Below are 26,332 nucleotides of genomic sequence, written 5' to 3' on the forward strand. Positions count from 1 at the left end.
ATCCCGGACCCTATTCCTTGATCCTGGGAATCATCATATTGGCGTCCATCTCCTCATCCGGCAGGAAGGGGGACAGATCCTCCAGGGGCGGGGACACCATGGTCCCGTCCGGCAGGCGCTTGGCCGAGGACTTGGGCTCGAAATTCTGGTCCCGGCTGACAAACACCTCGCAGATCACCGGTCCGTCGATGGCCAATGTCTGCTCCACCGCCTCCGGCAGCTGGCTGTTGTGGTAAACGGCCACATAGGGATAGCCGTAGGCCGCGGCCAGCTTCTCCATGGACGGGAAGCTCAGATCCCCGCTGTCCACTCCGATGCCCACCAGGGGCTCCCCGAAGAAATTCTTCTGGGTCTGGCGGATGGAATGATAGCCGCCGTTATTGATCAAAAATATCTTAATATTCATCTCATGGTGAATAATGGTCTGCAATTCCTGCAGATTCATCTGGATACTGCCGTCCCCGGTGAGCAGGATCAGGTCCTTCCCGGTCACCCGGTCACCCTGGTGGTAGCACTGCTGGTCCCTGGAGGCCGCCCACACGCCGATGGCCGCCGGCAGGTCGTAGCCCATGGCCGCTATGGCGGAATTGGTAATAAACCGCTGGCCCTTCTTAATCACCCAGGCGTGACCGCCCACCACGCAGGCGGAGCCGTTTCCAACCACCGTGATCTGGCCCTCCTCAAGGCGGCTGCTGATCTCCCTGATCATGGCGTATACATTGGCCGGTTCCTCATCACCATGCGCAAAATGCTTGGGCAGCACCACCGGGTATTTCTCCTTCCACATCCGGCAGGTCTCGATCCAGCTCATGCCGGCAAGCCCCTGGCCGCCGTCAAAGAACGGTTTCCCGCCGGCTTCGCCCCTGGTGCATCCCCCTTCCGCGGTCAGAAGCTCGTCCAGCACCTTGTCCATCTGCTCTAAAAGGTCCCTGGCGTCCCCGTGAATCCGCATATCGCTGTGCACCGAAGGCTTCTTTAACTCTTCCTCATCGATGTCGTTGACAATCACGTAGGCCGCTCTGGCCCAGGTGCCGTAGTTGTAGCCAACCTGGCGGATACTCAGGCGGCTGCCGATGCTCAGCACCAGATCGCTGTTCTGAATGGCAAAATTCCCGGGGCGGTCGCCCATATTACCCGCGCGGCCCACGTACAGCGGATCGTCGTCGCACATCAGATCCTCGCTGTCCCAGCCGGTAATCACCGGAACGCCCAGCTTGTTCACCACCCGTTCAAACACGTCGAAGGCTTTGCCGATACGGATTCCATTTCCGGCGTTAATCACCGGGCGCTGCACAGCGCGGATCTTTTCGAGCACGGCCATCGCCGTCTCCCGCGACACCGGCGGGGGCAGAACCTGGCGTTTTTCGCCTTTTCCGGCAAAATCCCCGGGAATGCCGTGGGAATCCTGGGCCTCTTTTGTGCCCCAGCCGGTCCCGCCCGCCTCGTAGGCCGCGGGATCGAATCCCACCAGCGCCTCCGTCTCGATCTGAGCGGACTGTACATTTAAGGGGATATCCAGCCAACAGGGGCCGGGGCGGCCGGACTGGGACAGATACAATGCCTTCTCCAGGCAGAACCGGATGCGCTCCGGATCGATCACCATCTCGCTGTATTTGGTCATACAGTCAATGGACTTACAGATGTCAAACTCCTGGTCACCCATAGCGCGGATTCCCACGCCGGACCAGCGGGCCGTGGTGTCGTAGCGCACCTGACCGGAGAGCACCAGCATGGGAATGGAATCCAGCCAGCCACCCACAACCCCGGTGATCGCGTTGGTTCCGCCCGGGCCGGTGGTCACGCAAAGCGCCGCGATCCGGTTGTGAATCCGCGCGTAAGCCTCCGCCGCCATGGCGCTGGCCTGCTCATGATGATTGTACAGGCAATGAAGCCCTTCCTTATGTCCCAGGGCGTCATTTAAATGCATGGCTCCCCCGCCGGTCACCGTGAACACCTGGCAAATTCCCGCCTCCACCAACCGATCGGCAATATAGTCGGACAATCTTTTTTTCATAAACATCTTCTCCTCTGATTCTGCGGTCAATTTTGTATAACGTGAGTATAGCATAACTTCCCGCAAAATCCTACTGTTTTTCACTCCGACGGGAGACCCCTGCCCAATGGCGCATGCTCCCGCGCGCGCCGTCCATTTTCTCCCCTCCCCAGCCGCTTCCAGAACTTCCAATAACCCTCACTATTCAAATGCCCCCGCGTCCGCTATAATCATGATCGTAATGCAACGACGGATTTTCGGCCACATACGAATCCAAAACAGTATATCAAAAAGGAGAGACATCAATATTATGAAAAAACACACAAAAGTACTGGCTGTATTATCCACTACCGCGTTCATGGCGGCATTTGCCCCGAACTTCTTATCCAACGCTCCCGTATCCAGCGTATACGCTGCAAGCACAGGCTGGACTCAGGAAAATGGGGGTTGGGTGTTCTACGATTCCGACGGCGATCTGCTGACGGATACCTGGAAAAAGAGAGGCGACGACTGGTTCTATCTGGATTCCGAGGGAATGCAGGCGATCAATGCGCAGGTAGATGAGTATTACGTAGGAGAAGACGGAAAGCGCGTCACCGAGAGCTGGATCTCCGTGGAAAACGAAGATTACGGCAACGATGAGAGCGAGCCGGAATATTACTGGTACTATTACGGAAAAAACGGAAAAATGACCACATCCCGCTGGATGACCATCGAGGGAAGCACCTACTACTTCAATGAGGACGGCCACATGATGACCGGCGAACTCAGCCTTGACGGCTTCAACTATTACCTGGGCGAAGAAGGCGACGGCAAGATGAAGACCGGCTGGATCCAGCTTGAGGATGAAAACGAAGATTCCGATTACACTGAGTCCTGGTTCTACTATGACCGCAGCGGCAAGCGCGTGGAAAACCAGGTCGATAAAAAGATTGACGGCGCATACTACACATTCGAGGACGGCCGTATGCAGACCGGCTGGTACAAGCTTCCGGTAACGGAAACTGCCAGCGCCTCCGAGGCAGCTCCCGCGAACAACAGTGTGGCAGGCTACCAGTATTACGACGAGGACGGAAAACGCGCCTCCGACTGGAGAAACATCGAGGGTGTTGAGGGAATCAGCGAGGAGGGGGAGACCTACCGCTTCTATTTCAAGAACGGCAAGCCCTACTACGCAGAGAGCGGCCTGGAGCTGTTCTCCATCGATTCCAAGAAATATGCGTTCAACACCAAGGGTGAAATGCAGACCGGCAAGCAGGTTGTCAACATCGGCGAAGGCGAGGTAGCCAACTTCTACTTCGGCGAGGACGGCGTAATGCGCACCGGCAAGCAGGTCATCTACGACGAGAAGAGCGATGAGAACCAGAACTGGTACTTCCACACCGACGGCTCCAGAAAGGGCCAGGGTTACCACGGGATCAAGGATAACGTTCTGTATATCTACGGCCTGCGCCAGGAAGCCGACAAGGACCTGCGCTACGTTCCGGTAGAGCTGAACGGCAACCAGTACCTGGTAAATGCCAACGGCGTTGTTCAGAAAGCCAGCTCCTCCTCCAAATCCAGCACCAAGCCTGAGCTGGGCAACGGTTTCAAGGATTACAAGGACGAGAACGATAAGATCTGGGTTGTAAACACCGAGGGTATGATCCAGCAGTAAGGCGCCCGCGCCCTGCACCGATCCATGGCTGCCGCGATGGCAGCCATGAAAAACCAACCATCTCCCTCCTGATACACACATCCGTTCAAACATGTTAAGACGACATCCGATAAAAAGGGAGACGAAAATGCGGCAGACTTGCTAAAAGTCTTGCCGTATTTTTGTATATTTTGCCAAAAAATTGTATTTTTCCTAATCACGAGGTATATTTTGACGATTTCAGCGTTATAAATAGTATGTAGGGGGGCTATGCCTCCGGCAATCGGCATTACATATGTAAGCCCAGTGCCGGTTTGAAAACGTTTTGTGCCGAGGTACGACCGGTTTCAAATCCGCACTGAGATCCGGAAATAGAAAGGGAGGATTCATTTATGCGCGAACTAGCGGTATTTTATTGCCCGGATTGCGGCCATTACGCTTACTACCAGACATCCCGGCATCCGGTCTGTCCCAAATGCGGCGACGGCCGCACAGCTATGTGCATGCTAAAGATGTACTATACGGAATTCATGAATATGACGTGTGAGGAACGTGACAATTATCTCTCCATGGAAATGTTAAAACGGAATCCCTCGATCATGGCCCGCATCACCGAGCCCCACAAGCGCTTTAACAGCCGTGAGACCATCGCGGAGCTGTGCAACGTTATTATGGATCTGGACGCGGAGAACAAAATACTCAGCGACACGGTCAGCTGGATGCACGATACGATTTGGGATATGCTGCGCGCGCAGAAGGGGTTGGATCAGAAGTCTAAAGAGAGGGCCGCGACGGACGGGATTGAGGCAAAAGCCCCGGCGAAGGCTGAGGGCGGAGCAGATACCGTGGAGGTGGGAATTGAGAAGGCTGGCCCTGGGTTAGAGGCGGCAGCTACGCAGGAACTGCCGGGACCGAGGAAACAGCATTGAGGTGAGGGAGGCGGTTGACGACATGGGGATTGGAGGGATTTGATTCGAACCCGCCGCGTGTATTTTCTGACATTTTGCTATCTTTTCTTTCTGTTTTGCATTATAATAGACGTATACTTATTATTGTTTGCACGGTTAGCAGCAGTATGCTCCGCGGGATACCACTGCAAACGGCAACATAGCATTTTACTGTATACCCACACTTGTCAGAAAGGAGCGCGCTTATGAGTCATAAAATTATCACCATCGCCCGCCAGTTCGGCAGCGGCGGACACGAAGTCGGAGAACGGTTGTCGAAACTTCTGCAGATCCCCCTTTATGACCGGAGCCTGGTTGAGATGGCCGCAGAGAAAATGGGCCTCTCCCCCATCACGGTGGAGGAAGTGGACGAAGCTGCGCTTCACTCCTTCCTGTCCACCTACCGGATTCCCAAAACTCCCAACGACGTAACCGGTTACGGTCTCCCCTTAAACGACAGCACCTACCTGACTCAGACCGCCATCATCGAAACCCTGGCCAAGGAAGGCCCCTGTATCATCGTAGGCCGCTGCGGAGACTACATACTGAGGAACTACCCGGATCTCATCGACGTCTTCCTCTGCGCCTCCATGGAGGACCGCATAAGCCGCATCATGGACCGCTACCAGATCCCACGCAAGGAAGCCGCCAGCGCCGTCCGGCACACGGACAGCCAGAGGCGGAAATATTATGAAAATTATACCAAGCAGGAATGGGGAAGCATTGAATCCCACCAGATGTTGTTTAATTTGAGTAAGTTGGGGGTGGAGAAGGTGGTGGGGGTGATTGCGGGGATTTATAAGGGGTAAGACAAAAGCCCAGTAAGTTTAGGAGTAGCATTTTATAAACCACCGGGCATAATTGAATGACTGGAAAATAAATGAACAAAATGAACCGGAGCAGGATGTGAAACTGCTCCGGCTTTTGTGGTTACATTGGTGCATAAATAGAGAGTATGTGAAAGTTTTTCTGTAACTAAGGTTTTATAAGGTCTTCTATGGTAAAATAAAAATCATAGGAGGCCTTTTATTATGGCAAGAGAAAAGAAACCCGTACACAAAGTACAAATGACAGATGGGAAAAGAAACATTATCCAGCAGCTCCTTCAGGAGTATGACATCCAGTCCGCAGAGGATATTCAGGATGCTCTCAAGGATCTGCTTGGCGGCACAATCAAAGAAATGATGGAAGCAGAGATGGATGAGCACCTGGGCTATGAAAAATCAGAACGTTCGGACACGGATGATTACCGTAATGGTTATAAGCCTAAGCGCATCAATAGCAGCTATGGCAGTATGGACATTCGAGTCCCCCAGGACCGTAAATCCACGTTCGAGCCGCAGGTGGTCAAAAAACGCCAGAAAGATATCTCCGATATCGACCAGAAGATTATTTCCATGTATGCCAAAGGCATGACTACAAGGCAGATTTCTGATACGCCGGAGGATATTTATGGTTTTGAGGCATCCGAAGGGTTCATTTCGGATGTGACCGATAAAATCATGCCGCAGATTGAAGACTGGCAGAACCGCCCGCTTTCCGAGGTATATCCGGTACTCTACATAGACGCCATCCATTACTCAGTTCGTGATAATGGGGTGATCCGCAAGCTTGCGGCTTATGTGATTCTTGGCATCAATCCGGATGGACGCAAAGAAGTCCTGACCATCGAGGTTGGCGAAAACGAAAGCTCTAAATACTGGCTGTCTGTACGAAATAGCTTAAAGAACCGAGGAGTGAAAGACATCTTGATTCTCTGCGCAGATGGACTTAGCGGCATCAAAGAGGCAATCGCCGCAGCGTATCCAAAGACGGAATATCAACGCTGCATCGTGCATCAGGTGCGTAACACCATGAAATATGTGTCGGACAAAGACAGAAAGCCCTTCTGTGCGGATCTTAAAACAATCTATCAGGCGCCAACGGAAGAAAAAGCCCTGGACGCCCTGGAGCGGGTGACGGAAAAATGGAGCGAAAAATATCCGAATTCCATGAGGAGCTGGAAACAAAACTGGGATGCCATTTCCCCGATTTTCAAATTTTCCACAGCGGTCAGAAGGGTCATTTATACGACCAACGCCATTGAGAGCCTGAATGCCACTTATCGTAAGCTGAACCGTCAGAGAAGCGTATTTCCAAGCGATACCGCACTGCTAAAAGCCTTGTACCTGTCTACGTTTGAAGCTACAAAGAAATGGACCATGCCAATCAGGAATTGGGGACAGGTATATGGTGAACTGAGCATCATGTATGAGGGGCGTCTGCCGGAATAAGCCAATCTGTCTTATTTTTCAGGCGGAATATTCGCCTGCTCTTGACATGCAACGATAGTTGCTGTTATATATAAAGCAAGGGCTGAAAGTCCAAAAAGGAACTTTCAGCCCAGTGATTATCATAGAAGATCAGCATTTACAGACTTTTTTTCACACACTCTAAATAGACTTTTAAGATTTGGGTTAAGACGTTTCCATTCATTCCCGCTGTTAAGCCAACCTACAAAATCTCACAACGCTCCGAGTTCCATGGCCCGGTACAGTGCTGCCACATGCACAGCCTGCTCAAAACCACCTTCCCGCAGAAGGCTCCTGACCTCACTGCTCTCCAGTATCACCACCTCCAGTGATTCCGTCTCATCCAGATGTTGAGCCTCCACCTGTTCCGCATCCCATGCCAAATAGCACTGTGCATAGCTGGTACAATTTGTCGCGTTGGGGGCAATCTGAAACAGGAATTCCATATGCCCGGCCTTATAACCAGTTTCTTCCAGTAGTTCCCTGGCGGCAGCAGCCTTGGGATTCTCACCGGCCTCAATGCAGCCGGCCGGCAACTCCAGCAATACCTTCTCCGCCCCATGACGGTATTGGCGCACTAAAATCACTTTTCGCTCTGGATCTGGTGTCACTGCTACAACCACTGCAAAATCCGGCAAATGATTTACATAAAACGGAGATATGGTCAAACCGGTTGGCAACAGACAAGTGCTGGCACGAAGGTCGATCCAAGGATCTTTAATAACCGTCTCCTCAGACAACATTTTCCATGACAGGTTTTTACTCATATTAATGCCTCTCTCTGATCATTTATAGTTTCCCCGGTGATATATTGTCTATACAACCGATGAGGATCGGAACACTATGCCATTCATGCAAACATTGCTTCAAGCTCCTTTACAAAATGCCGCTCCAACTCGCCCGCCTCTTCCCGGCTTCCTGCGCTGACAGACATATACATTTTAAGCTTCGGTTCAGTTCCGGAGGGGCGCACCACCACCGAAAGATTATCTTCGAGTTCAAATTTTAACACATTTGAAACCGGAAGGTCAATTTTTTCCACCCTCCCATCATTATAGCGTGTAATCGACATCTGATAATCACTAACGGAAATTATCTTACGTTCCATCCATGTTTTTGGACAGTTATCTCTTAATTTTTCCATAATATCTTGCATTTTTCGGAATCCGGAAGCGCCTTCAAATTCATAACCGTGAAGGGTATTCAGACAATATCCATATTTTGTATAAAGTCCGTTCAATACATCCAAAAGACTTTGTCCCTTAGCCTTATAATAGGCAAACATTTCGCAGATCATAAGCGAGGCATTGACTGCGTCCTTGTCCCTCACATAACTCCCTGTCAGGTATCCATAGCTTTCCTCGAATCCCAGGATATAGCGGTCTTCCTCACCTTTTTTCTCCAAAAGCCCAATCTGTTCGCCAATAAACTTAAAGCCAGTCAGCACATCAATAACCTGGACTCCATAATCCGCCGCGATACGCTTTGCCATATCAATGGTCACAATAGTTTTTACTACAAGCGGGTTCTTGGGCATGCGTTTTAAGGCCAAACGGCGTTTGCAAATATAATCCAAAAACAGCATTCCAACCTCATTACCGCTGAGAAGAACAAAGTCGTCTTCCGATTTAACAGCAATGCCAACCCGGTCACAGTCCGGGTCCGTTGCCAGCAGAAGCTCGCTGCCCAACCTTTTGGCCTCTTTTAGCCCCAGTTCCAGCGCTTCTCTGATCTCTGGATTGGGATAGGGGCATGTAGGAAAATGACCATTCGGTTCTGCCTGCTCTTTAACCACATAAATATTTGTGAAACCATTTTCCTCCAAACAGCGCAACACGCATTTTAACCCAGTTCCATTTAAAGGTGTATAAACAATGGATACACTCTTATCACAGGCCGCATCACCACACAAGGACTGCGCTGACACCGCACGAATAAATGCCTCCACCGTCTCTTCTCCAATGTAAGAAATATGTTTCTGCTCAATTCCCTGAGTAAATTGCATACTCTTAACTCCGGAAAAAATATCGACAGCGTTGATCCTTGCCAGAATCTCTTTGGCTGCTGTCGTCGTAATCTGACAGCCATCTGCACCATATACCTTATAGCCATTATATTTTGCTGGATTATGACTGGCTGTTATCACAATTCCGCCAGAACAGCTCAGATTTCGAACTGCAAAGGAAAGAGCCGGCGTGGGCATTAGTTCCGGATAAATATAAACCCGAATGCCGTTTGCTGCCAATACCTCGGCTGCAACCTCCGCAAACCGCTCCGACTTTATCCGGCTGTCATAGGCAATAGCAACTGATGGAGACACAAAGGATTCATTGAGATAATCAGCATATCCCTGGGTGGCCTTTGCTACCGTGTATATATTCATTCGGTTGGTCCCAGCGCCAATCACACCGCGCAATCCTCCGGTCCCAAACTCCAATTCCTTGTAGAAACAGTCCTCAATCGTTTTCTCATCTTCTGCCATCGCTTGGAGTTCTGCTGTCAGATCAGCATCTTTCAGGCTTTGGGACAACCAGTTTTTCCATCTTGTCTGTACGATTGTATCCATTTTAATCTTGTATGGTGTTTATAGAAGCAAAAACAACATATTTCCTTTCCTTTTTGATCTATGGTTTAATACATTCAGAAACAATAAATTATTGATTTTCACTTACCCCCCCCCCCCACCACCCACAATCCCCCAGTCAAATAACAGTTAAGCTCTTCCATCATATCTTTAACCGTCCTCTTTACAATCTGACAGCTATCCGGACCTAAATTCATATTTATCATTTTCTTGATTTTATAAATTCACCTATGAAACTTATGAACTCTATAAGTGACATTAACTCCACTTTTGTTTGAGGCTTCAAATAATACCTTCTGCGAAATAAAATCAATTTCTGAAAACAATATTTTCGATGGAACCTCCATACTCGCTCCCCATCCAATCAAAAAAATATCATCTGCCAACTTCTGCGACGACCCCATTACCTCACTCTGTTTTACTTTATAGTCGTATGATTTATAATCTAAAATCGTTTTTTCTCTCTCATCAAGAGAAAATTCTATAGTCCTGGGAAAACCGGTCCCATTTCCAATATAATTTTCGGCACTACTTACAACATAATTTGTAGAGTTATCAAACAACGTTAACGTTCCACTATCCGTAAAACGCGCAAAATGCTGCCTAGTAAATTTCTCTTCTTCCTTCAATTTAAACATATCATGTTTTCCGCCCAGTATCCAAACAATATCTCCGGTTTTCCGGTCAATCTCAACCACAGAATCAGCGTGGCGCATTGAAAGAACTAAATTACCATCATTCGGACAAATATCAATACTGTTTATATGGATATAATCGCACCATCCTTCATTAGTAAAGTCAAACTGATTACCTTCTACGCTCATATCATAGAACTCAGGATAATCTGTACTTTTCCATTCAAATGCTACCTTTCCATCTCTCACCTCCTGTATATAAGCAGCATAAACCCTTGACGGGTAACCTCCTCTTCCTGTCAGTTTTTCAGGAATATTATCTACATAAGTCGGAATATAGGACAATGTAATATAATTCATTTCATCAAACATCAGAAACTCGTGCATATCTAGTTCTATATTAGTAAATTTACCATCCTCATCTAATGTGCCCAAAATTTCTTTTACCACCTGGTAATTACTATTCATTATGACAGCTTTACATTCAGTAAAAGAATTTGTAACTACTTTGATTTTTTCATCTGGATCAGAATAGGGCGTTAAATAACTATAATATAATTCTCCATTTTTAGTCTCAATCGGCTTAAAATCATAAAAATTATCTTCACAATAATTAAAATATATGATTTCCGAATTAGTATTCATTTTGACAATCCAGTCTTGTGTAGGATCAAAATAATAATACCCGTACTCGGCACCATTATTAATCGTAATGAATTCAGGAAATCCTTCATTTAAACAACGCACAAATTGTTTGGTTACTAATCCACTTTTTTTATTAGTAAACTCAATTTCAATTCCATCGCTTTTTTTAAGATATCCTTTATCTATCATCACTTCTACAGTATCACCGCTCTGAACTTCAATATTATTACATTTTATTTTATAACCAGAAAAAGCCGAAAACACAAAAATATTCGGAGCATCTGCAGCCATTGACATCGGTTCTATCCAATTATCAGAAATAGTTGGATTTAAATATACCGTATATCCATTTATTGTTAGCCCAATTGAAGCTGAAAGTGATTCTTCAGGACTTTCATCTCGTGAAACTGTTTCTGACGTACACGCGCAAAGTAGTAAAAAACAACATAAAAACATTATGCTAATTTTTTTCATCATTCTGACCCCCATATATTATTGTAAGCGCCAAGTGTTAGGGTATCCCAACACATTTACCCTAGCACCAACATTTGATGCCAGGGTTGCGAGCGTTTTACTCTGATTTCTTGTTACATTCTATCCTGACTTTTTCACTCCACGGTGCGAGATCCCGGAACTCTGCATCGAAATATCTTTACCAGGGCGGCTATCGAGCAGGTATTGCAGATAGTTGTATGGATGCCGCCCTTGCACTTTCGCCGTCTCTACATGGTATAAACTTCCATACTCGCATTCGCACCATCCTGGCTGTCGCTGAACAGCCAGTTTTTGCAGCCTAAGGTTAGCGGCCTGATTAAATTCCCTGATGGATTATTACTCAGGCTGCATCAACTGTCTTTGAGATAAATCATTATCGTGTCTTTTCGATTTCGGAGATAAGTCACTGCTTCATCCATGTGGCTTCCCTTTTCTTGGTGCTGCGCATCCCGCCAGTGCATGAAATCTTCCACTGCAGCCATCAGGAAATACCATTTCAGCAGCTCACGTTGAAAGTAGTCAGTCCTACACAGATTTCAAATGCTTCTTGGAACAGGTGATGATCCAACTCACTATGGGCGTTCTGCTGCTGACTCAAAGGAGTCCAAATCCTTTTTTCTGTCGATACAATGGAAGCTCACCTATGTACTTTTCATACACAATGTGCGACACAAGGGGTGATGGGATGTAGCCATCAGGTATCAGTGCCGGGACTCCTTCATCTTTGATAAACTATGGTTCTTCCGTATCCTTGCAGACAGGGCTGCTATAAGTGGTTACAACGCACACAATACGTTCCAGCTTTGCTTTGGTATAGCACAGTTCTGTCCTGATTTCTTCATGACCGGCCGGAATCATCATGGCTCCACAAGCAGAACACGGTTTTTCTTCGTCTGTCAATGTATCCATCTCTTCATAGTGGATTAGCAGATTTGCGAACATCTCATTATAGTTCACTTTGGGCTTACGTCCTCGTTCGCTGTTCTTAACTTCGATGAACTCTGGTTCAATGAGTTCTAGAAATGGTTCTTCCTCTGAATCATAACCGAAGAAAAGATTCATCTGGCCAGGCATGTCACTACGTCGTTCACTGGCGCTGTCAAAAAGCTTCTGCTTAAAGTATTCAAGCTATGCCTGTAGATTTGAAATGATCCAGTCTCTTTCATCGTCCTTTGCATTGCGTTCTTCCAGCACCTTCTGCAGGGATATTACCAGATCATTTTGGGTACGGATGGTTGTATTCAGTTGTGAGATCGTATCCTTCAGCTCCTTGAACCGGATGTCCTTTGTACCGGCTACCATGGCCTTTCACCCCTTTGTTTCGTTACTAGTATTTTACCATAAATCGAAGAAAAAAGCGAATTCGTCACTATCAGGAATTCGTCATAATGACGGTAGATAACTGACGCGGATAGCAGTCATAAGATAGATAAACTGAGGTGTTTTCTGTTATGGCAGTCTCAGAACACAATGATAAGCAATGAAATATAAATCACGCATGCGTTATCCCATCCACATTTTCATCAGAAATATCACTGGAAAATTTCATCCACTTTACAATTTACTTATCTTGCCAAGAGTCCTTGGAGACTTATAATAAAGTTCGCAGGCTATAAATAAATTTCAAAATTTCGGGCAGCGCCCCAGAAATAATCACTTCCGGCAAAGTATCGTTGTCTTAGTATAAAATATAATAATAGAATGCCAGGTCAATATTCCCCTCCTCAATCACTCAACTAATTAATTTTATTATAGTATTTCTTCTCACTAGTATAAAAAGAAAAACCAACCATCCAACATCTTATTATTTTCTAATATTAATAATCTACTCTATACCAATGTCATCATGTAGCAATCGGTGAAACCACACAATCTTCTTAGTGTATCAACTAGTTCTCATTAATGGTTTGGTTATATAAAGTGCCATATTTGCGATATCACCACCTTAGGATAAAGGGAATAAAAATTTATTCTTACATTTGCTGTCGTAAACTGCCAACCTCCGGTTCCTTTTACCCTATTCCGTACGCTTCCCCAAGCGTTAGTTCTGCAGACAGGCTATCTATATTGGGTATCCGACGCTTTAAACACTGACGTGTCATTACATTAAGTTCGATTTTCGCTATATTCAGCCAATTGCCATGCTTGAGGGTGTAACAGGTGTTCAACCGTTTTGCCAGTTTCCGGCTTTTTCAGGTGGGAACACCTTATATAACGGCACATATGTATGGGTGTTTAAATTGTCCATAACCAGTATGACCTTTTTCTTATCAGGGTATATGACTGTGAACAAATATTCAATTTCCTGCGCCCAATCGACCATTGTGCGGGTTTTTCTCACACTGATGCGGCGATAATTTGCCCGGGGCTGTACAAAGACAGCGATATTGCAGGTTCCTTTCCGCTTATACTCGGCATCTTCCTTCCGAATACTTCCGTGCTTCACTTGGAAGGGCTTCAGAACCTGATCCAGCAGCTGATATGGCTTCTCATCCATGCACACAACAGGAACCTCTTCTTTGTAAGGAAGTTTATAAGCATCCAGGATTTCTTCCATACAGGCTACAAAATCTGCGTTTTGCTTTGAGGGAATGCAACAGTATTCGTTTTTGTGAGGCTCAAATTCATTTTTTTAGCAGCGTATACCGTCTCCACCGCAACCAGCTCAACTATTTTAAGTTCAATCGCCCGATCACGTAAGTGCTGCAGGGACCAGATGGAATGGCCTTTGGATGCTGTACTGCAGGCCAACTGGATCAGGCGAGCCTGCTGGTCGCCCTGTATTTTACAGATATTATTCTGTCTGGGGTTGCGATGAATCGTGATTCATTCATCAAACTCCAGGCCCGCCAAATGTTTAGTCGTACGATGTACGGTTGAAGTAAAAATATCCAGACTTTCAGGAATCTGGCGGTGGGTAAACTTTTTACCGGAAGCATTGTAGATGGCAAGAAGAATTAAGGCACACTCATTAATTGTAAGTGTTGTTTTATCCGTGGAAAGTAATGCTCTCAAAAAAGATATCTGCTCATCACTAAGGAGGTCTTCATTCCTTGAGTTATGTTTATTATTTGAACTTATTTTTGCCATGTGCGATGGCCGCCTTTTTTGTTTAACATTATCACACAAAAATTTGTTTAACAACTAGATTCTACACTAGTACCTCGCCTTTACAATTTTCAGCTTCTTATAAATGCGTATAAGAATATGAAATATCCTTTTAGGAATATACCCCCATTTGGAATCACCAAACCGTTGAAGCTTTTGTACTAATTTCCAGGTATTGGAGTTTGAATCATACCCCATCCGTTTCATTGCTTCCTTGGTGGTATTCAATTCTTCAGTCACACGGTTGTATTCATTAAATGTTCTATATGAGGATGAAATTCGTAAGGCATCTTTTGCAAAGGGATATGGCCCACGTTCGATAATTTTGTACAAGAACTCTTTTGCTTTCTCTCTACGGTCAAAGTCAAAGCTTTCTTGCATAGGTGGTTGGGATAGCATCTCAAGATACTTATCGTTATCGTTATCCAGTTCTTTTACTCGCTCAATAATGGACTCAAAGTCATTTCCGTATTCATTACAGTTAATAAACGCCTTCGGATTAAATAAGCTTAATATATCTGGATTTCCCCAATAAATCGGAATAGAAAAGGCCTGAAACGGCTGAATAATCTTTTCTGTTGTGTAGCCGGACAGTGCAGTATTCTCAAAAGCAATGGTGAATTTATATCGCCTTAGAAATTCCAATTTTCCATCACTCCACCCTGATGATACAGTACCATTGCCACAAGATAAACCTGTCCAACGATCTGAAATAGTACCACGAGGCATATTATTCATCACATAGCTTGGGCAATCTACATGCTTATAGCCCATAAGGACTTTGCAGAACTCTCTACGTAGGATAGCCCCTTCTCCCATCCAGTCCTGGGAATAAACAAAATTACAGAATTTGCGTTCCAACAGATCAGCGCTTACAGCAGACCTGTCCTGTATGGATCGTGTAATGTCATAAAGGCCTGGACTATCACTATCTCCTAACGGATATTGACAAAAGCGATCATTATAATAGATAGGTTCAAATCCAAAGGCAAAATCACACTCATTGAAATTAGGAGAAACAGCCTCCCCACCACAAAAAATTTTAACAGCATTCGGATAATTTCTAAAATTGAGTCCCCACGTGCTATAAAAGATAAACTCTGGTTCTTCCGAAAACTCAACATTATATCGCTCTCTTAATACTTTTGTAACCCACTGATTTTCTGCATCAAATGTTGGGGCATTAAAATCTACAAATTTAATTTTTATAGTCTTCATTTCCTATCCCTTTTCCACACAACTTAATTTCATCTAGTCCTTTATAGCACAAACATACTCATTCTCAATTTATGATATTAATTCCTCCTACTACAATATATTTATGGTTAATATCCCTTACAGCAAGTAAGGAATGATCCATCTTGATGCTTAAGCTGTTAGAATGCAGAGCGCAATCGGTATATCGGAGTCCTCCTTAGACTTAGCGTCCGTAGATTAGTCTGATAACCAACTCCTCATTCGTAGCGTTCATCTTTCGCCCCCCCCCCCCCAAAAAAAAAAAAACCAAAAAACCATCCTGGTGCGTTCGCGTTATACCCCAGTAGATTGAATAGGCAATAAGTAAAACTGGTACTAGCCATTGCCACTATTATAAAGGAGTGATATTGTTATGATTATGAACGCAGTAGGTATTGATGTCTCTAAATGAAAAAGCACTATGCCCATCCCGTTCAGGCGGTAAAGTTGTGGCTAACCCCTCCGACGTGTCCCATCTGTCCGCTCATATCCAGTCATTGGCCAGCCGTATCTCATCTCTTGATGGCAAGTCCCGTATCATCATGGAATGCGCCGGGCGGTATTATAACCCCATCGTATGGGAACTTGCTGCATTTAGCCTTTTTTCGGCGCTATGAACCCACACCCCATATGCAATTACCAGGACAAGACTCACCACTTCGCAAAGTCAAGTCCGACAAAGCGGATTCCCTTTAAATCGCACGGTACACGCTTAACAGGTGGGTCAAGTTGATACAATATAGTCTTATAGATGAAATACACAACCAATTAAAGACTTTGACGATGTCCCTCAATGCTTTTACTGACCATTATCAGAAATGGTACAGCCATAAGAAGTGCAACTTCAGCAAAGCAACGGCTGAAGAAATCTACAGGATCGCTAGGAAACTGGCCCCTGTACTTCCAAAGGACAATTTTACCAAACGCCTCACCCACCAGGAAGTCAGTCAGTTAAATGCGGCTTCCCTGACCGTTGAACAGTTCCGTTTTCTGATGAACGAGACTGTCTCCACGCTTCCGGGGTATCCGGTGGTCATGGCTATGAGGGGTTGCTACCCTTCCCTTGGGCCCCACTCATGGCTCAGCTCGAAGATGTAACACGATTTACTCATAAAGGCACCATTACCGCATTTGCCGGCATAAATTATTCCGGCGATTATTCACAGAAAATCGTCTATGCCCCGAAGCATACCTGCACTGCGCAAGCCTCTGCTCCAGGTCATGGAAGTCCTGATCAAGACAATTACATAACTTTGTCTGGTTGACGGACACCGACAGCCTATTTGTTGTACTCTTTTTTCCTGCATGGAAATTTTTCATAAAATCTTCAATTTCCAATTAACTTTTTATTTGCAGGTTAATTTAATAGGCTCTTCTACCATTATTATCAAAACTTGGAATATAACTATAAGTGCCAAAACGCTATTCTCCATGTATTGCTAACTGTATCAAGAGCAAGCAACTTCATTTGACAGCCCTATCCTCAACGTGCATTTCCCACATTTTAATCAGCACTTATTTGAAATTAATGCTCCAGATACTCCTCTATCCTGCCCCCCTTCAAAGCTTATCTTTTAAGTTTTCTATTAATCTTAAAAGTCATCCATCCTCTAGCCGCTTTCATTATAACTTTCATGCCTACATTCCCAGCATATGAGTCATCTATAAATATTTTTTGAACATCTGTATTCAAATCTTCTTTTACTTCTTTAATGCTAGTAGCCAGTATATATTCTTCGTAACTTAATGCCATAAGAGTTGGGTAATCAACCCCAAACACTTCTCGAATTTTCCAAAACGCAGTTTCAGAAAGTAAACTACATATTTCATTATCTGAAAGCACAGTTATAGTATCCCGCATTATATTCCATGCGTTTTTCTTTAACTCAATATTCTGTATTGGTGCCCATGTATGTCTGACTACTAATTGCCATTCAGTCCAGTATGTTGATTGAATTAGCTTTTTTTGATAAATATATTTTGTACTTAAATATCTTGCTTTTATATCATTAATTTGTTCTATCAACTTATCATAAAGCACTTTGTCAACGTCATTTGATTCTTTAATATTGATTTCACTAATTATTTCATGCAACTCCTGTAAATTTACACCACTAAAATTGCATCTTGCTCTTTCCCGAATAGAATCCAATATTAAAAACTCTCTATATGTTAAAGTCTGAAAAGTCGCAAAGCTCATATGCATTATATCTACGAATTCTCTATATGATTTTGCATCTGACCAGTCAAGTACACCTGGATTTGCTTTAGCAATCTTAATTATTTCATCCTTCATACATGTATACGCTTCTTCTTTCTCTTTTGGAGAATTTATAAGCCTAAAAACACACTGATAATGCCAATTTAGATTGTCACGATACAGAATTTTCCATTGCTCTATATTCTTTGTTAGCGGTTTTTCAAAAACATGGCTATAACAATACATACCATTTTGCATACACAGTTTGTTGGCAAATCGTTGAACACCAATGATAGATTCATCAATTTCTACATTTTGTGTTGGTTCTGTGTATATGTACACATTAGCATCAGTATATCCTGCCTTTGGATTTCCTAGCATAAACTCCATGTAAAACAACAAATCTTCACTATATCTAAGTGTCTCATCAAAACGCAAGCCATGCTCTTCGATAAATGAACGTCTATATAACTTATTCCACAATGTTGTATTACTTTTTTCAAAACAGCGTTCAATCGCTGTATTTGAAGTATATTGCGAAAAAGGCCTTACCGCATTTCTTTCATTTGGATACATCCTCATATAGTTCCCTGTAACTATATCGACATTCTCTTTTTCCGCTATCTCAAGCATTATTTTATAGCTTTTTGCCGGAATAGCATCGTCTCCATCGCAAAAATGAATATACTTACCAGTAGCCACTTCCAATGCGGCATTTCTAGCTCCTGATGGCTTTGATCGTTGATTCATATGAATAGGTACTATGCGCTTATCATTTTTTTGATATTTTTTTATCAATTCCCAAGTGCCATCGCTACTCAAATCATCAACGACTATTACCTCCATATCCTTTATTCCTTGTTTTAAGATAGAATCTAAGGCTCGTCCCAAGCAGTCCTCCAAATTGTATGCTGGTACAATAACACTTATTAATGGTTGCCGCATTAGTTTCTCCCCCACTCGTTTATTATATTATTATAATCATATTCATACTTTTTCTTGTCGTGTACAGTAATCCCTTCCCCCATCTGAATCTCTATTATTTCAAGCTTTGTTTTTGCAATTACTGTATGCCTACAAAAACAAGGCAGGTTGACTACTACACCTGGTCTTAAAGCTACCTTTTTTGAATCTATGACGGCTGTTCCCTCTCCAGAAACTACAGTCCATACTTCATCTCTATACTCATGACTATGATAATTCATATTACAGTTTCTATGTAATGTGACTTTAACTGTTATGCTATTTGAGGTATAATCTATGACTCTATAATATCCCCATGATTTCTCAGCAAACATAATCTGTTGATCTATAGAATCAACAAAGGGTTTTATATAGCTAGACTGTTCTTTATTTGAGACCAATATTCCCTCATTACTTGCTGCTACTACCATATCTTTAAGTCCCATACATAAAATTGGTATGTTTAATTCATTTATTATATTGGTATTTTCACATGTTTCATCAAGAATACCTTTCCCAAGTATACAGTTAGACATTTCCTCTGTCAACGTATTCCACGTACCAAGATCTTTCCATTTTCCTGTAAATCTCATCACTTTGATATATTTTTCTTTTTCCGCTACAGCATAATCAAAACTGATTTTTTCTTGAAGTTGATATTTATCATAAAGATCTTGATAATTCCTAAATTCCATTAATTGATGGGCCTTATTAACTATATATTTGAGTTTAAATGCAAACACTCCACTATTCCATAGCGCACCATTACTTATATATAGCTGAGCAGTTTTAGCATCAGGCTTTTCTCTAAACATTTCTACATCGCTAAATTTATCTCTAGTTTTAGGTATAATATAGCCATACTTTTCACTCGGATATGTTGGCTCTATACCCATTAAAACCAAGTTTGTATCTGTATCCTGTACAATTATGTCAAGCTCTTTTAATGCTTCGAAATATTCATCATTTACATAAGGATCCACTGGGCAAACTACTACCGTCTCGTCATCTGGTATCTTTTTAATATCATGAAGATACATCCCCGCCAACGCAATCGCCGGGAATGTATCTTTTCTGCACGGTTCTACTGATATACCTATATTATCTCCCAGTTGATTTATAATAGAAGATACCTGCGATTTTGCAGTCGCAATTGTTATCTCAGCATCTTCATCAACGAGTTTTACCTGTCTATAGATTCTTTGAATCATAGATTCATATTCGTTTTGCTCTGTTTTAAACAGCTTTATAAATTGCTTTGACCTAATATCATTAGATAACGGCCATAGCCGCTTCCCCGACCCACCTGATAATAGAATTATATTCATAGTTCTTTCTCCAAAAACTGCACTAACTTATCATTTATATTTCGTGCTGTCAATCCAAGGTGCATATCTTTATCTTCTTTAGTCCCATAAGTGCGTATAACCTGTCTAGGCACTCCAACTCCATCGACAGCAATTCTGCTTTTTGACAAAATAGGCATAATATCTGCCATAAATGTTCCTTGGTAAAACGGTTCACATATAAATATTCTGTTATTAACAATATTGTTCTTTAACGTTTCAAGATCAAAAGGCTCTGCTGTTGTATAGTATAGTAATGTTATATCCAAGTTTTCGCAAGCCGCAATAGTTGCGTCTAGCGCTTCTGCAAAAGCTATTACCGTACCTCTAGTACCCCTTTTTAATACTTTAGCCTTACCAAATTCTATATCCACTTGTGTTTTATTACAGTGATCTATCATTCTAAAATATGAGAGTTTTCCATTCATATAGCACTGTTTAAACAACGTTTCGAACTGTTTTGGCGTTCCAGGCGTAAGTATCTCTATACCCGGCAATGTCTTTAAGGTTTCTACATCTTCCGGACAATAATGTGAATACCCAAGTTTTGAAAAATCATATGCAGCTCCTGTCGTTATAAAATTCCCTCCTACATTTTGGTAGATATAATCAAGTTTCAGTTGTTCGAGTGACCGTTGCACAATAAAAGGTGTAATTCCATATATAGTAGGTACCAGGCCAGACAAAGCCAGCCCTGCGGACACGCCAACTAGACCATCTTCAAAGATACCAATATTTTTCACCCTCTCTGGATAACTTTTCATCAAATCCTTAAATCCAAATGCACCTATATCTATGAGTATACACATAGTATTACTGTGGTTACGAATCATATCTATAACACATGACTTCATTGCTATTCTCACTTACGTTCTCCTTTATACCAGTCCCATATATTGAGCTTTGTTCCAACCGGCTATCCCGATCAATAATTTAAACTGATTACTAAATATCAATTCTTGAAACTGATTGATCGGTATAAGTTTGGTTTTTATAAATTCCGTCTTTTCTCGACATTCCTCTTTTTTGTCTATGCATTTTGCAAAAAACAAATCGCATTTCGCTGAAGATATCCCTTGATTCATATAATATTCGCCCATATAAATAAGTTTTTCTGAAATATAACCTGTTTCTTCTTCCAACTCTCTCTTAGCCGCTGCCTCGCTTGATTCTCCATCATCTACACTACCAGCCGGAAATTCAAGCATCCACTGATCCAAAGTATATCGGTATTGTTCAATAGCAATTACCTGATCTCCTACTATAGGAATAATACACACACTATCCTTATTAATTACATATGTATATGGATACTCGTCGCCTTCAATAAGGAAAGTATCCTTCACCACGGTTACTCTCCCTATATTATGTACCTCGGACTTAACTACCTTGTACGGTGAATTTTTTCTATTCAAAGTCATCAACTTCCTTTTTGAGTCTAGTCAATTCCTCTTCTGACGGTGCTCTATGAAACCATGCATCATCTGTCATAATTGTAGCAGAACCATACCCTCTTTTCGTTTGAGCAATTATTGCTACAGGCTTATTACTCTGCCGAAATAACAATGCCTTTCTCATGTCTGTTATATCATGTCCATTCGCAATAATTACCTCAAATCCAAAAGCTCTCATCTTATCCTGAATATTTCTTATATTAATCATAACATCTATAGAATGATTGTCATCTATAATTAATGTTAAGTTGTCCAGCCTTTCACTACCACAATACAATGCTGCTTCCCACATAGTGCCTTCATTCATCTCTCCGTCACCAGCCAGAACATATACATGTCCATCTTGACGCTGCACTTTTTTCCCATAAGCCATCCCTACTGCAATGGGGAAACCGTGTCCCAAGCTGCCCGCTGACACTTCAAATCCTGGAACCTTTGTTCTATCTGCCTGCATACTGATAAAGGAATCATATTGACAGGATTTTTTGAGTTCTTCTTTATCAAAAAAACCTTTCTGAGCAAGGATTGCCAAAACTCCCATAGTAGATTGACCTTTACTTAAAACAAATACATCTCTATTAGGATCATTCATATTATCTATATTATAATTCATAACCTCATAGTATAGTGTCCACAAAATTTCTACTGAGGAAAAAATACTCTGTAGATTCGCATCCTGTCCATAATACGCCATATCCAATATGGATTTTCTCAATATTTTAATTTCATTTTTCATCCGTTCTCACCCCGGATTTTTTTTACAACTTCTGAAGCCTCATCTTTCATCAGCGCATATTTTGAATCGTCCGGAATCATGTCAAGCGCTTTATTTAACTGCACAATGTCATTAATACCATTGTTCATAAAATACCAACTATATACTGAGTTCATATCTTTACTGGCCGTCAAGTAATACGGATGTGTATAACCCCAAAAATACTGTTCAAAAATAGGTTTTATATAATCTTGATATGTTTTTAATAAAACTTCCAGATTATATAGCTTCTCCTTTTTATTGAGGTAATCCATAAGTAGCTCTATTGGCACATTCCCTGCTCCTCTGCCCATTCCATATATACTTCCATCAATATATATATCACGGTCGCTCTCAACATCCATAAAAGTTATTGCATTCGAGAACGCCATCTGAATATTATTATGCGCGTGAAAACCAAAGTCTATATCTTTATCAAGTTTCAGTAACACCTGTTTGGCCATTCTTGCAATATCCTCAGGGAATAAATTACTAAAACTATCAACAATATAAAATGCTTTGGGTTTCATATCATTAATTTGCCTAAGCATATCATTCATTTCATCATCTGAATACATAAATGTTGCCATGGCCTGTAAAAAGACTTCATAACCTTTATCCTTCAGTGACTTAGCTAAAACAATAGCATTTTGAAATTCTGACTTAAAGTAAGCCAGTCTTATCATATCCACTGTTTTTTCACTTCTAGCCGGTATATCGAAGCTCGCTGCTTCTGCTTGATTAAGCATAATTGCGTATTTACAATCCTTTTTTCTATTTTCCAATAATGCTTCAGCCTCTTTAAAAGAGGCAAATTTCGTGCTTTTCCCCACTTTCCCACCATGTCCCATAATCCCTATCTCTATAACATGGATGCCACTTTTATAAAGACCATTAACGATCTCTTTAGCTACGCCATTGTCAAATTCCCAGTTATTTACATATCCGCCATCTCTAAGCGTACAATCTAAAAGATGTATTTTATTCACTATTTTATCCTCCTTAAAACGCTTTATTAGGTATGTCCTTTTTGTTTCAATTCTTTTTTCCAGCCATTTCCAATCTTTTTTCTAACAGTACTCTTATTTAGATCTAATCCGTCCATATTTATCCCTTTAGAAATTCTAATAAAATCCTCAAAACATTCTTCATTTGCTTTCTTTATAATTTGTACTATGAATCCTACATAACTCATACCGCATACAAATCCTCTACACGCAGCAAGCGTATAGACATCTCTAATTATTTCTAAACCAAGAAGGTAGTGATGATTTTCTCTCTTTTCTTCTATAAAACAGTTCATAATAGTACTGGTTGACCTTATAACATCTTCGTAGTATACAAGCCTATTTCCAAAAGCATTCTTAAACTGATCCAACATTACTTGATCGTCTGTCGCTAAGAATATCATATCTGCTTTGAATTTCTTTACCATCTTCTCAGTCTCATTTATATAATCTTCCGATGTCACGATAGTTGGATGTCCTTTATATCCTATCTTAGTGTCTGCCCCTCTAGCATGAACACCAATCACATTGGTTTTTCCCTGAAACAATTTTTCCACTTGGTCTTTTATGCTAAGTTCAATCTCTTTATGCAAATGTATATACTTTCGTTGTATCTTCGCAAATTGCTCCACGTCTTTATCTGTGAATCTGTAATCATTATTATCACCTACATGAAAAGCATCATTATAGCCGTATTCAGGACTATTCCAATCATAAACCACAAAATTACTTTTTCTAGCATCCGCAAGGGATATTCCTGATGGTTGTTCAAAATAATATTCAAATATACTGGTTGATCCATGTATCGGGTGATCTTCTTGGTAAAATTCACTTTCTTCCCAATCTATAACATGATAAAATCCCATCTTATCCGAAAAAGAAAGCCTATTTAAAATATACACCCATATAGCGCAAAAGCCGGCATGATGCGATTGATTCTCCAAAAGCATTATTACTTTCCCTTTATTATTGTCACCAAGAACATGTACTTGCATATTAATCACTTTATGTCTTTCTTCGTCAATGCTTTTATAGCCATATGGGCTTCTATAACTATTAATATAGTTTCTAAAATACATTTCAGGCAATCTTCGCAAGAACTTACATATTGCAAAAACATATCCTCTTGTTCCAAAGGTGCGTCTAATTGCATTACTAACTGGAACATACAAAGGCCGCAATATATGAATATTTTTTTCTTTTTTCTTGTCTCTTACCATCTTTGTAGTTACCCTATTTTTTCCACCATACAATCGGCTTAACTATCATTTCATTTTCAAATTCTTCTCGATCCAAGAATGGGGCCATGTCCTCCAAAGGCATCGCTACTTTCGTCCCATCCGCCATCCTTACTTGCGCTTTAGCTATAGGATTAAATTCCTCAATCCAGCATTTTACATCAACCATAACAGGTTCATCTCTGCCTATTACACTTTTCATAACTTGATCAAGTTCTTTTAATGTAGCGGCTGACTCATATCTAATTCCATATGCGGCGGATATCTTTTCCAAATTCGGAAACGCCGTACCACTTGCCTCGTCTACACCGACATACCGACCTTTAAAAATGGTCTTCTGATGCCCTCTTATTGTTCCATACCCATTATTATTCCAAACAAATATCTTGATTGGAAGTTTTTGCGTCACGATTGTCTGGAGTTCCTGGATATTCAACTGTAAACTGCCGTCCCCAACTACGCATAATATCTCTTTCTTATCTCTTCCCACTGAAGCTCCCACAGCGGCTGGTATAGAATATCCCATTTCACACTGGGAAGCACTTCCAAGATATCGTTGTCTAGCACTTGTAAAATTAAGTGCCTGCATGGGAATCTCAGTTGTGGCTCCCGCATCAGTCGTAATTACGCTATCCAATCTAAGATGTTTGTTCAACACACCAATAAATGCAAACTTACTGATTCCACAGTTATCATCCTCATGGTCTTTTGTAATCATAGGCCATTTCTGTTTCCAATACAAGCACTTATTACGCCATGCACTGATGTCTTTTAATTTAATCCCTTTTAATTTAGATATAAAATCTTTAGCATCTGCATTGATAACCTTATCAATATGCACTGTATCCTTCTTATGTTCTTCTACGTCTATATCAACTACTATGAACTTTTTAGCCCCTCTAAGGAACAGATTATAACTATATCCAGTAGTCATCATAGACAGCCTGCTTCCTATACATACCACTATATCTGCATTTTCTGCTGCAAAGTTACCGGCTCTAGTTCCCCTTGTATCTACCAATCCAATATTAAGATCGTTATTTCTTGGATATATATCCCACCCCATACGTGTTCCGACCATTGGTATCTGATATTTATCAATGAATTCAGACAATTCTTTGCAAGCACCTGCAAGCCTAACACCCTGTCCAACAATAATAATCGGTCTCTCTGCCTCTTCCAGCGCTCGAATCACATAACTAATCTCATCTTCAGTACATTCTGTTTTTATTTTTTGTTCTGGCACAAAATGTTTAAGCTTATTGGGATCTATCTCTGCTTCCTGAATATCCATCGGTATATCAAGCCAAACCGGCCCGGGGTTACCACTTTTCGCCTCATATAAAGCCTTTTCTATACAATACACTGCATCATCTGGCTCCATAATTGTCACTGCATATTTTGTTATAGACTCAACTATAGAGACTATATCCGCTTCTTGAAGTCCTATCTGCCGAACTTTAGACTTAGCGATTGACATCATTTCGCTTCTATTACACTGTCCTGACACAAATATTACCGGAACATGGTCTTGCCATGCATGCAACACACCTGTTATAGTATTAGTTCCTCCACACCCCGTAGTAACATAGCAGCAGCCATATCCTTCTCTTATTTGTGCGTAAGCGATAGCCGACATGGAAGCGGCCTGTTCGTGAAGACACGGTATAGGGGTAAGATTTTTATTACATGCTACTCCATCGGTCAGGAACATAAGTCCTCCACCAGTTAATATAAACACATCTTCTATTCCAACACTATTCAATTTTTCTGCAAGAAAATCTGCCACTCTCATGTTAC

At 42.2% G+C, this 26,332-nt stretch carries 22 protein-coding genes; 4 read left to right on the forward strand and 18 right to left on the reverse strand.

The genetic code is table 11. The features are described 5' to 3' along the window. Positions 1–10: 10 nt before the first annotated feature. On the reverse strand, positions 11–2,014 hold the full coding sequence (locus ACK2JC_RS09305; protein WP_368271459.1) for a thiamine pyrophosphate-binding protein: 2,004 nt from the start codon (positions 2,012–2,014) through the stop codon (positions 11–13). Between the two features lie 289 nt (positions 2,015–2,303). Between ACK2JC_RS09305 and ACK2JC_RS09310 the strand changes: the two genes are divergently transcribed. The 4 genes from ACK2JC_RS09310 (at position 2,304) to ACK2JC_RS09325 (ending at position 6,849) form a co-directional block, all read left to right on the forward strand. Then, positions 2,304–3,650 carry a cell wall-binding protein gene (locus ACK2JC_RS09310; protein WP_092366056.1) on the forward strand — a complete coding sequence of 449 codons (1,347 nt, stop codon included), beginning with the start codon at positions 2,304–2,306 and terminating at the stop codon, positions 3,648–3,650. Between the two features lie 371 nt (positions 3,651–4,021). Beyond that, complete coding sequence (locus tag ACK2JC_RS09315) at positions 4,022–4,558, forward strand: hypothetical protein (protein WP_320938572.1); 537 nt, start codon at positions 4,022–4,024, stop codon at positions 4,556–4,558. 224 nt (positions 4,559–4,782) lie between these two features. Then, the gene (locus ACK2JC_RS09320; protein ID WP_092366053.1) at positions 4,783–5,385 is read left to right on the forward strand and encodes an AAA family ATPase; all 603 of its coding nucleotides are present in this window, start codon (positions 4,783–4,785) and stop codon (positions 5,383–5,385) included. Positions 5,386–5,607: 222 nt separating this feature from the next. Continuing rightward, a complete protein-coding gene (locus tag ACK2JC_RS09325) occupies positions 5,608–6,849 on the forward strand; it encodes an IS256 family transposase (protein WP_411338478.1) in 1,242 nt (413 codons plus the stop codon). Between the two features lie 230 nt (positions 6,850–7,079). Here ACK2JC_RS09325 and ACK2JC_RS09330 read toward each other — a convergent pair whose 3' ends face one another. From ACK2JC_RS09330 to ACK2JC_RS09410, 17 genes are all read right to left on the reverse strand, one after another. Continuing rightward, positions 7,080–7,634 carry an NUDIX hydrolase gene (locus ACK2JC_RS09330; RefSeq protein WP_368272233.1) on the reverse strand — a complete coding sequence of 185 codons (555 nt, stop codon included), beginning with the start codon at positions 7,632–7,634 and terminating at the stop codon, positions 7,080–7,082. An 83-nt stretch (positions 7,635–7,717) separates the two neighbouring features. Next, on the reverse strand, positions 7,718–9,433 hold the full coding sequence (locus tag ACK2JC_RS09335; RefSeq protein ID WP_368272232.1) for a phospho-sugar mutase: 1,716 nt from the start codon (positions 9,431–9,433) through the stop codon (positions 7,718–7,720). 242 nt (positions 9,434–9,675) lie between these two features. After that, positions 9,676–11,208: an aryl-sulfate sulfotransferase gene (locus tag ACK2JC_RS09340; protein ID WP_368272231.1), complete on the reverse strand. Its 1,533-nt coding sequence runs from the start codon at positions 11,206–11,208 to the stop codon at positions 9,676–9,678. Positions 11,209–11,453: 245 nt separating this feature from the next. Further along, a complete protein-coding gene (locus tag ACK2JC_RS09345) occupies positions 11,454–11,570 on the reverse strand; it encodes an IS66 family transposase (protein ID WP_117777994.1) in 117 nt (38 codons plus the stop codon). 388 nt (positions 11,571–11,958) lie between these two features. Further along, the gene (locus ACK2JC_RS09350) at positions 11,959–12,300 is read right to left on the reverse strand and encodes a hypothetical protein (RefSeq protein ID WP_368272230.1); all 342 of its coding nucleotides are present in this window, start codon (positions 12,298–12,300) and stop codon (positions 11,959–11,961) included. A gap of 54 nt (positions 12,301–12,354) precedes the next feature. Next, positions 12,355–12,528 carry a hypothetical protein gene (locus tag ACK2JC_RS09355; protein WP_368272229.1) on the reverse strand — a complete coding sequence of 58 codons (174 nt, stop codon included), beginning with the start codon at positions 12,526–12,528 and terminating at the stop codon, positions 12,355–12,357. 862 nt (positions 12,529–13,390) lie between these two features. Then, positions 13,391–13,783: a transposase gene (locus ACK2JC_RS09360; RefSeq protein WP_368272228.1), complete on the reverse strand. Its 393-nt coding sequence runs from the start codon at positions 13,781–13,783 to the stop codon at positions 13,391–13,393. 269 nt (positions 13,784–14,052) lie between these two features. Beyond that, positions 14,053–14,316: a hypothetical protein gene (locus ACK2JC_RS09365; protein WP_368272227.1), complete on the reverse strand. Its 264-nt coding sequence runs from the start codon at positions 14,314–14,316 to the stop codon at positions 14,053–14,055. A 66-nt stretch (positions 14,317–14,382) separates the two neighbouring features. Next, a complete protein-coding gene (locus ACK2JC_RS09370; RefSeq protein WP_368272226.1) occupies positions 14,383–15,552 on the reverse strand; it encodes a glycosyltransferase family 10 domain-containing protein in 1,170 nt (389 codons plus the stop codon). 1,585 nt (positions 15,553–17,137) lie between these two features. Then, the gene (locus tag ACK2JC_RS09375) at positions 17,138–18,715 is read right to left on the reverse strand and encodes a glycosyltransferase family 2 protein (protein WP_368272225.1); all 1,578 of its coding nucleotides are present in this window, start codon (positions 18,713–18,715) and stop codon (positions 17,138–17,140) included. Then, positions 18,715–20,061 (reverse strand): sugar phosphate nucleotidyltransferase, encoded by a 1,347-nt coding sequence (locus ACK2JC_RS09380; RefSeq protein WP_368272224.1) that lies wholly within the window; start codon positions 20,059–20,061, stop codon positions 18,715–18,717. Before ACK2JC_RS09380 ends, ACK2JC_RS09375 begins: the two co-directional genes overlap by 1 nt. Continuing rightward, positions 20,058–20,945 (reverse strand): alpha-ketoacid dehydrogenase subunit beta, encoded by an 888-nt coding sequence (locus ACK2JC_RS09385; RefSeq protein ID WP_368272223.1) that lies wholly within the window; start codon positions 20,943–20,945, stop codon positions 20,058–20,060. The genes ACK2JC_RS09380 and ACK2JC_RS09385 overlap by 4 nt, the downstream gene beginning before the upstream one ends. A 12-nt stretch (positions 20,946–20,957) precedes the next feature. After that, positions 20,958–21,425 carry an NUDIX domain-containing protein gene (locus ACK2JC_RS09390; protein ID WP_162151330.1) on the reverse strand — a complete coding sequence of 156 codons (468 nt, stop codon included), beginning with the start codon at positions 21,423–21,425 and terminating at the stop codon, positions 20,958–20,960. A 61-nt stretch (positions 21,426–21,486) separates the two neighbouring features. Beyond that, positions 21,487–22,269 carry a transketolase gene (locus tag ACK2JC_RS09395; protein ID WP_007707834.1) on the reverse strand — a complete coding sequence of 261 codons (783 nt, stop codon included), beginning with the start codon at positions 22,267–22,269 and terminating at the stop codon, positions 21,487–21,489. Next, positions 22,266–23,276, reverse strand: coding sequence for an aldolase catalytic domain-containing protein (locus ACK2JC_RS09400; RefSeq protein ID WP_368272700.1), 1,011 nt, complete (start codon positions 23,274–23,276; stop codon positions 22,266–22,268). The genes ACK2JC_RS09395 and ACK2JC_RS09400 overlap by 4 nt, the downstream gene beginning before the upstream one ends. Before the next feature lie 26 nt (positions 23,277–23,302). Beyond that, positions 23,303–24,514, reverse strand: a complete 1,212-nt coding sequence (locus ACK2JC_RS09405) for a hypothetical protein (RefSeq protein WP_368272699.1) — start codon at positions 24,512–24,514, stop codon at positions 23,303–23,305. A gap of 13 nt (positions 24,515–24,527) precedes the next feature. Further along, the gene (locus ACK2JC_RS09410) at positions 24,528–26,327 is read right to left on the reverse strand and encodes a thiamine pyrophosphate-binding protein (protein ID WP_368274816.1); all 1,800 of its coding nucleotides are present in this window, start codon (positions 26,325–26,327) and stop codon (positions 24,528–24,530) included. Between the last annotated feature and the right edge of the window lie 5 nt (positions 26,328–26,332).

Origin of the sequence: Enterocloster lavalensis (assembly GCF_046603895.1) — a bacterium.
GTDB lineage: Bacteria > Bacillota > Clostridia > Lachnospirales > Lachnospiraceae > Enterocloster > Enterocloster lavalensis.